An 11,669-nucleotide genomic window follows, 5' to 3' on the forward strand; every position below is an offset into this window, starting at 1 on the left:
TCGCGAGCAAGCCCGCTCCCACATTTTGATCGCATTCCACCTTGGATCAGCACCGGTTCTTCCTTTTGCAACTACCGTGACCGAGTCCTGACGATGAACACTGAACACCGCAAACCGCTCCCCGGCAGCCGCCTCGATTTCTTTGACGCCCGCGCGGCAGTCGATGCAATCACCCCCGGCGCCTACGCCACACTGCCGTACACCTCCCGCGTGCTCGCGGAAAACCTGGTGCGTCGCTGTGACCCGGCGACCCTCAACGCGTCCCTGAGCCAACTGATCGAGCGCAAGCGCGACCTCGATTTCCCATGGTTCCCGGCCCGCGTGGTATGCCACGACATCCTCGGCCAGACCGCCCTGGTGGACCTCGCCGGCCTGCGCGACGCCATCGCCCTGCAAGGCGGTGACCCGGCCCAGGTCAACCCGGTGGTGCCGACCCAACTGATCGTCGACCACTCCCTGGCCGTCGAAGCCGGTGGTTCTGACCCGCAGGCGTTCGAGAAAAACCGCGCCATCGAAGACCGTCGCAACGAAGACCGTTTTCACTTTATCGAATGGACCAAAAAGGCCTTCAAGAACGTCGACGTGATCCCGCCGGGCAACGGCATCATGCACCAGATCAACCTGGAGAAAATGTCTCCGGTGATCCAGGTACGTGACGGCGTGGCCTTCCCGGATACCTGCGTCGGCACCGACAGCCACACGCCTCACGTTGATGCCTTGGGCGTGATCGCCATCGGCGTTGGCGGCCTTGAAGCAGAGAGCGTGATGCTCGGCCGCGCCTCGTGGATGCGCCTGCCGGAAAGTGTCGGCGTGGAGCTGACGGGCAAGCTGCAACCGGGCATCACCGCCACCGACATGGTGCTGGCGCTGACCGAGTTCCTGCGCAAGCAGAAGGTCGTCGGTGCGTGGCTGGAGTTCTTCGGTGAAGGTGCTTCGGCGCTGACTCTGGGCGACCGCGCCACCATCTCCAACATGGCCCCGGAATATGGCGCCACCGCCGCGATGTTTTACATCGACCAACAGACCATCGCCTACCTGAAACTCACCGGTCGTGAAGACGAGCAAGTCACCCTGGTGGAGCAGTACGCTCGCCACACCGGCCTGTGGGCGGACGACCTCAAGGGCGCGCAATACGAGCGTGGCCTGAGCTTCGATTTGTCCTCGGTGGTGCGCAACATGGCCGGCCCGAGCAACCCCCACGCCCGCGTCGCCACCAGCGACCTGGCGGCCAAGGGCATCTCCGGCCAGTGGGATGACGTGCCGGGGCAAATGCCCGACGGCGCGGTGATCATCGCCGCCATCACCAGTTGCACCAACACCAGCAACCCGCGCAACGTGATTGCCGCCGGCCTGCTGGCACGCAATGCCAACAAGCTCGGCCTGGCCCGCAAGCCGTGGGTCAAGTCGTCCCTGGCACCGGGTTCGAAAACCGTCGCGATGTACCTCGACGAAGCCGGGCTGACCACCGAACTGGAGCAACTCGGTTTTGGTGTGGTGGCGTTCGCCTGCACCACCTGCAACGGCATGTCCGGTGCACTCGATCCGGTGATCCAGCAAGAGATCATCGACCGCGACCTGTACGCCACCGCCGTGCTTTCGGGTAACCGCAACTTCGACGGCCGTATCCACCCGTACGCCAAGCAAGCGTTCCTCGCGTCGCCGCCGCTGGTGGTGGCCTATGCGATTGCCGGCACCATCCGTTTCGACATCGAAAAAGACGTGCTGGGCCTGGACGCCAATGGCAAGGAAATCCGCCTCAAGGACATCTGGCCAAGCGACGAAGAAATCGACGCGGTGGTCAAGGCGTCGGTCAAGCCGGAGCAGTTTCGCCAGGTGTACATCCCGATGTTCGCGATCCACGAAGACACCGGCCCGAAGGTCACGCCGCTGTACGACTGGCGCCCGCAGAGCACCTACATCCGTCGCCCGCCGTACTGGGAAGGTGCCCTGGCCGGTGCACGTCCGCTCAAGGGCATGCGCCCGCTGGCGGTGCTGCCGGACAACATCACTACCGATCACCTGTCGCCGTCCAACGCGATCATGCTCGACAGCGCCGCGGGAGAATACCTGGCGAAAATGGGCCTGCCGGAAGTCGACTTCAACTCTTACGCGACCCATCGCGGCGACCACTTGACCGCGCAGCGCGCCACCTTCGCCAACCCGAAACTGTTCAATGAAATGGTGGTTGAAGACGGCAAGGTCAAACAGGGTTCGCTGGCGCGCCTGGAGCCGGAAGGCAAGGTCACGCGCATGTGGGAAGCCATCGAAACCTACATGGAGCGCAAGCAGCCGCTGATCATCATTGCCGGCGCCGACTACGGCCAGGGTTCGTCCCGGGACTGGGCGGCCAAGGGCGTACGCCTTGCCGGTGTTGAAGCGATTGCCGCCGAAGGTTTCGAGCGCATCCACCGCACCAACCTGGTGGGCATGGGCGTGCTGCCGCTGGAGTTCCTGCCGGGCACCGACCGCAAGACCCTGAAGATCGACGGCACTGAAACCTACGACGTGATCGGCGAACGCACCCCGCGTGCGCAACTGACGTTGCTGATCAACCGCAAGAACGGCGAGCGTGTCGAGGTGCCGGTGACCTGCCGGCTGGACACGGCTGAAGAAGTGTCGATCTACGAGGCGGGCGGCGTGTTGCAACGTTTTGCCCAGGACTTCCTGGAATCGGCTGTTACTGCCTGATAACTGCGGCCGGGGTCAACGCCCCGGCCCATGAGGACCACCATGGCACACGTACCGCAGATCAAGATTCCCGCCACCTACATGCGTGGCGGCACCAGTAAAGGCGTGTTTTTCAGCCTCAAGGATTTGCCCGAGTCGGCCCAGGTGCCGGGCGCGGCGCGGGATGCGTTGTTGTTGCGGGTGATCGGCAGCCCCGACCCGTATGACAAGCAAATCGACGGCATGGGCGGCGCGACTTCCAGCACCAGCAAAACCGTGATCCTGGCCAAAAGCACCCGCGCCGATCACGACGTGGACTACCTGTTCGGCCAGGTGTCCATCGACAAACCGTTCGTGGACTGGAGTGGCAACTGCGGCAACCTGTCGGCGGCGGTGGGTTCGTTCGCCATCAGCGCCGGCCTGGTAGATGCCGCGCGCATTCCGCACAACGGCGTGGCCGTGGTGCGGGTGTGGCAGGCGAATATCGCCAAGACCATCATCGCTCACGTACCGATCACCGACGGTGCGGTGCAGGAAACCGGCGACTTCGAACTCGACGGCGTGACCTTCCCGGCCGCCGAGGTGCAGTTGGAATTCATGGACCCGGCGGCGGAAGAAGAGGGCGGCGGTGGCTCAATGTTCCCTACCGGCAACCTGGTGGATGACCTGGAAGTGCCGGGTGTCGGCACGTTCAAGGCGACGCTGATCAATGCCGGGATTCCCACCATCTTCATCAACGCCCAGGACCTGGGTTACACCGGCGCCGAGTTGCAGGGCGCGATCAATGGCGACCCCAAGGCCCTGGCGATGTTTGAAACCATCCGCGCCCATGGTGCGCTGCGCATGGGCTTGATCAAACACCTGGACGAAGCGGCCCAGCGTCAGCACACGCCGAAGGTGGCGTTTGTGGCGCGGCCTGCGGACTACGTGGCGTCCAGCGGTAAGGCGATCAAGGCGGGTGATGTCGACCTGCTGGTGCGGGCGCTGTCCATGGGCAAGTTGCACCACGCGATGATGGGCACGGCGGCGGTGGCGATTGGCACGGCGGCGGCGATTTCCGGCACGCTGGTGAATTTGGCGGCGGGCGGCGTGGAGCGCAATGCGGTGCGGTTCGGGCATCCCTCCGGGACGTTGCGCGTAGGCGCCGAGGCCAGCCAGGTCGACGGTGAATGGGTCGTGAAAAAAGCCATCATGAGCCGCAGTGCGCGAGTGTTGATGGAAGGGTTCGTACGCGTCCCCGGCGACGCTTTCTAACCGATCGTTCCCACGCTCTGCGTGGGAATGCATCCCGTGACGCTCTGCGTCACCCTTTTACGGGACGCAGAGCGTCCAAGGCGGCGTTCCCACGCAGAGCGTGGGAACGATCACCCTGACCCTGAGGATGGACCACACCTAACCCACTTTGGAGTACTGCCATGAGCGCCAACGTCGACCAGAACAACCGCCCCGACTACGACCAGGTCCTGCAGGACATCGCCGACTACGTACTGAATTTCAGGATCGAATCCCGCGATGCCCTCGACACCGCCCGCAACTGCCTGATGGACACCCTCGGTTGCGGCCTGCTGGCCCTGCGTTTCCCGGAGTGCACCAAGCACCTGGGGCCGATCGTCGAAGGCACGGTGGTGCCGTTCGGCGCACGGGTGCCGGGCACCTCGTTCCGCCTGGACCCGGTCAAGGCCGCATGGGACATCGGCTGTATCGTGCGCTGGCTCGACTACAACGACACCTGGCTTGCCGCCGAATGGGGTCACCCTTCCGATAACCTCGGTGGCATCCTCGCGGTCGCCGACCATCTCTCGCAAAAACGCGTGGCCAACGGCGACGCACCGCTGACCGTGCGGGCAGTGCTGGAGGCGATGATCATGGCCCACGAAATCCAGGGTGTGATTGCCCTGGAAAACTCCTTCAACCGTGTCGGCCTTGACCACGTGCTGCTGGTGAAAGTCGCCTCCACCGCCGTCACCGCCAAGCTGATGGGCGCCAACCGTGAGCAACTGCTGTCGGCCCTGTCCCAGGCGTTTGTCGATGGCCAGGCATTGCGTACTTATCGTCATGCGCCGAACGCCGGTTCGCGCAAGTCGTGGGCGGCGGGGGATGCGTCGAGTCGCGGGGTGCGCCTGGCGGATATCGCCATGCGCGGCGAGATGGGCATTCCCGGTGTGTTGAGCGCGCCGCAGTGGGGCTTTTACGACGTGCTGTTCAGCCACACCAACAAGGACCTGGCGCTCAAGCCCGAAGACAAGCGCGCCTTCAGCCTGTCGCAGCCCTACGGCACGTATGTGATGGAGAACGTGCTGTTCAAGATCAGCTTCCCCGCCGAGTTCCACGCACAAACCGCCTGCGAGGCAGCAGTCACCCTGCACCCACAGGTGAAGCACCGCCTGCATGAGATCGACAAGATTGTGATCACCACCCACGAATCGGCGATCCGGATCATCTCCAAGGTCGGGCAGTTGGCCAACGCGGCGGACCGCGACCATTGCCTGCAGTACATGACCGCCGTACCGCTGGCGTTTGGCAACCTGGTGGCCGAGCAATACGAAGATGAATTCCACGCGGCCCATCCGATCATCGATGAGCTGCGGGAGAAGATGGTGATTGTCGAGGAGCCGCGCTACAGCCGCGAATACCTGGAGGCCGACAAGCGCTCCATCGCCAATGCGGTGCAGGTGTTCTTCAAGGATGGTTCCAGCACCGAACAGGTGGCCGTGGAATACCCGATTGGCCACCGTCGCCGTCGGGTGGATGGCATTCCGTTGCTTGAAGACAAGTTCAAGGCCAACCTGGCGACCCGGTTTACCGCGCAGCGCAGTGCCGAGATTTTTGCGCTGTGCAAGGATCAGGCACGGCTTGAGGCCACTCCGGTAAACCGGTTTGTGGACCTGTTCGTCATCTGAAGAACACCACTGGTCAAATGTGGGAGCGGGCTTGCTCGCGAATGCGGAGTGTCAGCCAATACATATATGGCTGATCCACCGCATTCGCGAGCAAGCCCGCTCCCACATTAAACCTACATGCTGCCTTCCACATCATCCAGGCTGAACGTCTCGGTATGGTCGTCATAGGAGAAGATCTCCGCATACCGCCCCCAGGCCACCACGCTTTCCAGGGTTTTCTCCACAAAGGCTTCCGTCATCGAGTCTTCCAGTTCCTGCTCGAAGCGCACCCGTGGCGCCCGGTGGCCGCTGCGCTCAAGCAACACCTGGTGAATGCGCGCGGCCAATGGCACGTGGCGGATCAAGTGTTCGGCGAACAGGGTTTTACGCTCCTGGGTGCCGTAGTCGGCGAACAGTTTGCCGGCATCGGTCAGGGTGATATCGGCACCCTTGAGTTCGGCGAAGCCCAAATGCTCAAGCATCTCCGCCACCGGGAACAGATCGTCGACTTCCAGCAAACGCCGTTCAGCCACGGTCGGCAGGCCGGCGTGGCCATTGTAGGGCTCGGCGGCCAGGGTTTCGATCAGGCCAGCCATCAGGTTGGTGGAGACTTCCGGCAACAGGCTGCCCATTTTCAGCTCAGGCAAACCTCTGCTCGCGTCGGCGCTGCGGCGGTCGGTCATCAGGGCGTAGATGTCGTCGACCATTTGCCGGAAGGTCGGGTCCAGGCGGTTGCGCGGGTGGGCAAACGGCACCTTGATCTCGGCCACCACCCGGCCAGGGTTGGACGACAGCACCAGGATGCGGTCGCACATCAGCACGGCTTCTTCGATGTTGTGGGTCACGATCAGGATCGACTTGATCGGCAGTTGCTTGCCGCTCCACAGATCCAGCAGGTCGGTGCGCAGGGTTTCGGCGGTGAGTACGTCCAGCGCCGAGAACGGTTCGTCCATCAGCAGCAGGGTCGGGTTCACCACCAGCCCGCGGGCGAAACCCACGCGTTGGCGCATGCCGCCGGACAGTTCGCGCGGGTAGGCGTTTTCAAAACCGTCCAGGCCGATCAGGTCGATGGCCGCCAGGGCGCGCCTGCGGGATTCCTTGCGCTCGACCTGCAAGGCTTGCAGGCCGGCCTCGACGTTTTCCAGCACGGTCAGCCACGGGAACAGCGCGAAGGTCTGGAACACCATGGCCACGCCTTCGGCCGGGCCGGTGAGTGGCGCGCCGTTGTAGCGCACTTCGCCCGACGACGGCTGAATCAGCCCGGCGATGATGCGCAGCAAGGTCGACTTGCCCGAGCCGGACCGGCCGAGCATGCCGACAATCTCGCCTTCGTGCAGGCTCAAGTTCACGCCGCTGAGGACTTGCAGCTCGTCTTTACCTTTGCCGAACACCCGGTTCACGTTTTTCAACGAGTAGATTTCCGGAGTGTCGGCGGCATGCTCGGTATAGGTAGTCATCACAGCGAGTCCCATCAATTCAGACGAAGTTTGTTTTCAGCCATGGCGTACATCGGCCGCCACACAGCGCGGTTGAACGCCACCACGAAGATCGACATCACCACCACGCCCAGGGCGATCTTCGGGAAGTCGCCGGCCGCGGTGGTCTGGGCGATGTAGGCGCCCAGCCCGTGGGCGACCACGTTGTCGTGGCCCCAGGACACGTACTCGGACACGATACTGGCGTTCCAGGCACCGCCCGAGGCGGTAATCGCGCCGGTGACGTAGTACGGGAAAATCCCCGGCAGCATCACCTTGCGCCACCACAACCAGCCGCGAATGCGGAAGTTGGCGGCGGCTTCCTTGAAGTCATTCGGGAACGCGCTGGCTCCGGCGATCACGTTGAACAGGATGTACCACTGGGTGCCCAGCACAATCAGCGGGCTCAGCCAGATATCCGGGTTGAGGTTGTAGTGCAGGATCACGATGACGAACACCGGGAACAGCAGGTTCGCCGGGAAGGCCGCGAGGAACTGCGCCAGCGGCTGGATCTTTTCCGCCAGGGCCGGGCGCAAGCCGATCATCACGCCCAGCGGCACCCAGATCAGCGAGGCGATCAGGATCAGGCCAGCCACACGCAGCAGCGTGATGAAGCCCAGCACAAATACGTGGCCGACTTCGGCCAGGGTCACTTCGGTGCCGACGTACTGCACGATGTGGTACAGCGCATAAGCGGCCAGCAGCGCGATGAGTGCGCCCCATACCCAGTCGATCACTTTTGACGCTTTCGGGGTTTCTGCCGGCAGCGCCTTGAGTGCACCGCCCGCCAGGCTGAAGCGCTTGTTGCCAATGCGGCTGATGGCGCGGGTGACAGGCCGCAGGACGCGCTGGACGATGCGCGTGCGCTGGATCAGGTTCAGCAGCCAGGATTGCGGCGCGGCACCCTGGGAGGCGGTGGTCTCCATGCGGAACTTGTCGGCCCAGGCCACCAGTGGGCGGAACAGGAACTGGTCGTACATCAGGATGACCACAATCATCGCCAGGATCACGTAGCCCACGGCGTGCAGGTCTTTCTGGGCAATCGCCAGGGCCAGGTATGAGCCCACGCCCGGCAAGGTGATGGTCTTGTCGCCGACGGTAATGGCCTCGGAGGCGACCACGAAAAACCAGCCGCCGGACATGCTCATCATCATGTTCCACACCAGCCCGGGCATGGCGAAGGGTACGTCGAGCTTCCAGAACCGCTGCCAACCGGAAAGCCGCAGGTTGGTCGACACTTCCACCAGGTCATGGGGCAGCATGCGCAGCGACTGGTAGAAGCTGAACGTCATGTTCCAGGCCTGGCTGGTGAAAATCGCAAAGATGGCCGCGAACTCCGCGCCGAGCACACGCCCGGGGAACAGCAGCAGGAAGAACGTCACCGTGAACGAGATGTAACCCAGTACCGGTACCGATTGCAGGATGTCGAGCACGGGCACCAGCAGTTTCTCGGCGCGCCGGCTTTTGGCGGCCAGGGTGCCGTACAACAGGGTGAACACCAGCGCTGCAACCATCGCCGCCAGCATGCGCATCGTGGTGCGCATCGCGTATTCCGGCAGGTTGGCCGGGTCCAGCGAGATCACTTCACTCTGCAGGGTGGCGATAGGCGCCCAGGTTTCCCGCGCAGTGATGGAGAAAAACAGTAAAAAGCCGATCACCAGGGGCAGGGCGACCAAATCCCAGCGGTTGGGTAGCAAGCGCAATGTGGATGCAGGGATGTAGTGACGGAACACTCTTTTCATAGGCAGTCATTCCTGCAGCGTTCAGGTTCAGGGGCGTGATGGGAGTGAGCTTAGCTGCTGCACGAATGACCCACCGAGAAGGGCGGGCGCTGTTTTCGCGAGTCAGGGGCAACGAGGCGTTGCTGGCGGGATTGTACGTTTCTGAATGTTACAAGCGCATAAATTTGCTGTCAGTTTCCTGTACGAACGGCGACTAGGGCGTCGGCGCCCCGGTCGTCGCTCGGCGGTTATTCAAACCGCAGGATCACCCTGCGATTGTGTTTGCTCTTCTTCTCGATTTTTTCGCAGAACACCCGGCCGATTTCCTCGGTATTGGTCACATGGGTGCCGCCGCAGGGCTGGATATCGATCCCGGCGATTTCAATCACCCGTACTGCCCCCTGGATGACCGGTGGCGCCACCGCCTGGGTGCGAGTGATCTGCAGCAGGGTTGAATACTCCGAGGCGGGCATGGACAGGGTTTTCACCCCATGAGCCTGTTCGATCAAGGCATTGAGGTCACGGGTGATGGTCTCTTTGTCGAGGGTCATTTCCGGCAGGTCGAAATCCAGGCGGCCCTTGTCGGCGCCGATACTGCAACCGGTCACCGGAGCGTCGATGATCGAGCACAGGAGGTGCAGGCAGGTGTGCATTTTCATGTGCTGGTAGCGACGTTCCCAGTCCAGGCTGGCGTCTACCTGCATCCCGGCGGCCAGTTGCTCGGGGCAGTGTTCTACCTGGTGCCAGATGATCGAGCGCAGCACCGGGTCACGCACGGTGCCGGTGATGTCGACGCGGCTGCCGTCGGGCAGGATGAAATGGCCGGTGTCCCCCGGTTGGCCGCCGCCGGTGGGGTAGAACAGCGTGTGCTCCAGGGCGATTCCCTGTTCGCTGACGGCAATCACCCGCGCACTGAAGGCATTTTGGTAAGGCGCGCTGTCGAACAGCGCGAGGGTTTCCATGGTGTGCACGGACATGTTCAACCTCCGACGATCAGTGGGCTGGCTTGCAGCAGGCGACGAACCATCGCGCTCAAGCCAGGAGGAGATAGCAGGGTGATTTCAAATTCGGGCCCGGTCACTTTCAGGTTCAGCGGCAGGCGCGGCGGGTAGGCGTTGGTTTCGATGTGCCGCAGGCGGAATTGCAGGTGATGACGTTCCTTGACTGTCGGCTCCAGCAGCAGGCCGGGCAGGGGATGAAAGTCAGCGTCCAATACCGTCACCTTGTGGCTGGCGTTGACTTCGCCCACCACGTGCAGGCGTTCGTCGAGGGCAAACGCGCCGAGGTAATTGCTGTGGTCCGACTCATCGTTTTTCTGCAACTGGATCTGGTTGACCACCTTGACCTTGGTGCCGGCCGGCACGTCCTGGGTGATCACGCAGGACGGGCTGATGAACACGTTGTCGCCGATCAGCACGTAACCGAGCACCCGTGCGCCGGAGCCGACTTCCACGTTGTTGCCCAGCCGCGGGTGGCGCTTGCCGTCCGGGTTGTTGGCGATGCCCCGGGCGCCGAGGGTCACGCCGCAGAGGATGTAGCAGTCGTTGCCGATCTCGCAGGTTTCACCGATGACCGTGCCGTAACCGTGGTCCAGCACAAAGCGCCGGCCGATCCGCGCCGCAGGGTGAATTTCGGCGCCGGACAGGATCTTGCCCTGGTTGCTCAGCTTCAGGGCGATGGCGGAAAACACGCCGTTGTTCTTGTCCGGGAAATTCCACACCAGGTGGGCCAGGCGGTAATACAGCACGGCCTTGAACGAGGCGTAGGACTCCAGGATCAGCTCTCCGCGCCCACGGGACGCCGGGTCGCGCCAGGCATAGGCGATCAGGTCTTCGGCCACCGCCTGGGCCGCCGCCTGGATCAGCGGCGCGAGATGCGCCTCCAGCTGCTTCAACTGCGCAGGCGTAAGCGTGGTGATGAGGTGGGTGAGCAACTCATCGTGCAGTTGTTGCATGTCGATAAAGCCCCCCATGGAGGCACCCCCGCAATAGTTGTTATTCAAAACAGGGCAGATAGCTGTCGGCACTGTCGTAGACCATGGTCAGCACGACGGTGTCGGTGGGCAGCTCCGGCGCCAGCTTGGCGATGGCTACCATGTTGGCGGCCGACGACAGCCCGAGGCTGATGGCGTCGGTGCGCATGATGCGTTTGATCATGTCGAGGCATTCCTGGCGCGACACCTTGAGCATTCCGTCAATGATCGCGACGTTGAGAATGCTCGGGATCAAGCCGATCGACAGGCCCTGGATATGGTGCGGCGCATGGCGGTCGCTGAGCAGGTCGCACTCTTCCGGCTCCACCCCCATCACGCGGATCGCCGGCCAGGTGCTCTTGAGGGTTTCGCCGATGCCGGTGATATGGCCGCCGGTGCCGATGCCGCTGACGAAGTAGTCCACACGCAGCTCGCCGAAGGCGCGGATGATTTCCCGGGCGGTGGTGTCACGGTGGGTCTGCGGGTTGGCGCCGTTGCGCTGCTGGTTGAGCATCACGTAGCTGGGGTTTTCCAGCTGCAGCTCCATGCACTTTTCGCCGTGGGAATTGTTGCCCAGGCGGCTGTCCGACAGCACCACCCTGGCGCCGTACAGGCGCAGCAGTTTCTGCTTCTCGGGGCTGTAGTTGTCGGGGATCACCAGCACCACTTTGTAGCCCAGCACGTTACCGGCCATCACCAGGCCGATGCCGGTGTTGCCGCCGCTGGGCTCAATGATGGTTTGCCCTGAGCCACGAATCAGAATGCCCCGGCGCTCGGCGTCGAGGATCATGCCCAGGGCGATGCGTGCCTTGTGGCTGCCGCCGGGGTTGAGGGATTCCAGCTTGGCGTAGACCTCGATGCCGAGGTCTTCGGAAAACTGTTCCAGGCGCACGATGGGCGTTTGGCCAATGGCGTCGAGTATCGAGTTATGCAACATCAAGTAAGAGCCCATGGC

General features: G+C 63.0%; 8 protein-coding genes. 3 read left to right on the forward strand and 5 right to left on the reverse strand.

Annotated elements, in window-relative coordinates:
- Positions 1–93 precede the first annotated feature (93 nt).
- From acnD to prpD, 3 genes are all read left to right on the forward strand, one after another.
- Positions 94–2,688, forward strand: coding sequence for a Fe/S-dependent 2-methylisocitrate dehydratase AcnD (gene acnD, locus C0058_RS08220; RefSeq protein WP_102368357.1), 2,595 nt, complete (start codon positions 94–96; stop codon positions 2,686–2,688).
- Positions 2,689–2,730: 42 nt separating this feature from the next.
- Entirely contained in the window at positions 2,731–3,921 is a 1,191-nt protein-coding gene (gene prpF, locus C0058_RS08225) for a 2-methylaconitate cis-trans isomerase PrpF (protein WP_102368358.1), read from the forward strand.
- Positions 3,922–4,082: 161 nt separating this feature from the next.
- Positions 4,083–5,567 carry a 2-methylcitrate dehydratase gene (gene prpD / locus C0058_RS08230; protein ID WP_102368359.1) on the forward strand — a complete coding sequence of 495 codons (1,485 nt, stop codon included), beginning with the start codon at positions 4,083–4,085 and terminating at the stop codon, positions 5,565–5,567.
- A 113-nt stretch (positions 5,568–5,680) separates the two neighbouring features.
- Here prpD and C0058_RS08235 read toward each other — a convergent pair whose 3' ends face one another.
- The 5 genes from C0058_RS08235 to C0058_RS08255 all read right to left on the reverse strand — a co-directional run bounded on the left by C0058_RS08235 (position 5,681) and on the right by C0058_RS08255 (position 11,651).
- Complete coding sequence (locus C0058_RS08235) at positions 5,681–7,003, reverse strand: AAA-associated domain-containing protein (RefSeq protein ID WP_008432668.1); 1,323 nt, start codon at positions 7,001–7,003, stop codon at positions 5,681–5,683.
- 14 nt (positions 7,004–7,017) lie between these two features.
- Entirely contained in the window at positions 7,018–8,763 is a 1,746-nt protein-coding gene (locus tag C0058_RS08240; RefSeq protein ID WP_102368360.1) for an ABC transporter permease subunit, read from the reverse strand.
- Between the two features lie 227 nt (positions 8,764–8,990).
- A complete protein-coding gene (locus C0058_RS08245) occupies positions 8,991–9,719 on the reverse strand; it encodes an alanyl-tRNA editing protein (protein ID WP_003214990.1) in 729 nt (242 codons plus the stop codon).
- A gap of 2 nt (positions 9,720–9,721) precedes the next feature.
- Entirely contained in the window at positions 9,722–10,714 is a 993-nt protein-coding gene (locus C0058_RS08250) for a serine O-acetyltransferase (protein ID WP_003214992.1), read from the reverse strand.
- A gap of 22 nt (positions 10,715–10,736) precedes the next feature.
- A complete protein-coding gene (locus tag C0058_RS08255; RefSeq protein ID WP_043225528.1) occupies positions 10,737–11,651 on the reverse strand; it encodes a PLP-dependent cysteine synthase family protein in 915 nt (304 codons plus the stop codon).
- Positions 11,652–11,669 lie beyond the last annotated feature (18 nt).

It is taken from the genome of Pseudomonas sp. NC02 (assembly GCF_002874965.1).
Taxonomy (GTDB): domain Bacteria; phylum Pseudomonadota; class Gammaproteobacteria; order Pseudomonadales; family Pseudomonadaceae; genus Aquipseudomonas.

Coding starts and splice junctions, on each gene's coding strand:
- acnD (WP_102368357.1), top strand. CDS start 94: ATGAACACTGAACACCGCAAACCGCTCCCCGGCAGCCGCCTCGATTTC.
- C0058_RS08250 (WP_003214992.1), bottom strand. CDS start 10,714: ATGGGGGGCTTTATCGACATGCAACAACTGCACGATGAGTTGCTCACC.
- C0058_RS08240 (WP_102368360.1), bottom strand. CDS start 8,763: ATGAAAAGAGTGTTCCGTCACTACATCCCTGCATCCACATTGCGCTTG.
- C0058_RS08235 (WP_008432668.1), bottom strand. CDS start 7,003: ATGACTACCTATACCGAGCATGCCGCCGACACTCCGGAAATCTACTCG.
- prpD (WP_102368359.1), top strand. CDS start 4,083: ATGAGCGCCAACGTCGACCAGAACAACCGCCCCGACTACGACCAGGTC.
- C0058_RS08245 (WP_003214990.1), bottom strand. CDS start 9,719: ATGTCCGTGCACACCATGGAAACCCTCGCGCTGTTCGACAGCGCGCCT.
- prpF (WP_102368358.1), top strand. CDS start 2,731: ATGGCACACGTACCGCAGATCAAGATTCCCGCCACCTACATGCGTGGC.
- C0058_RS08255 (WP_043225528.1), bottom strand. CDS start 11,651: ATGTTGCATAACTCGATACTCGACGCCATTGGCCAAACGCCCATCGTG.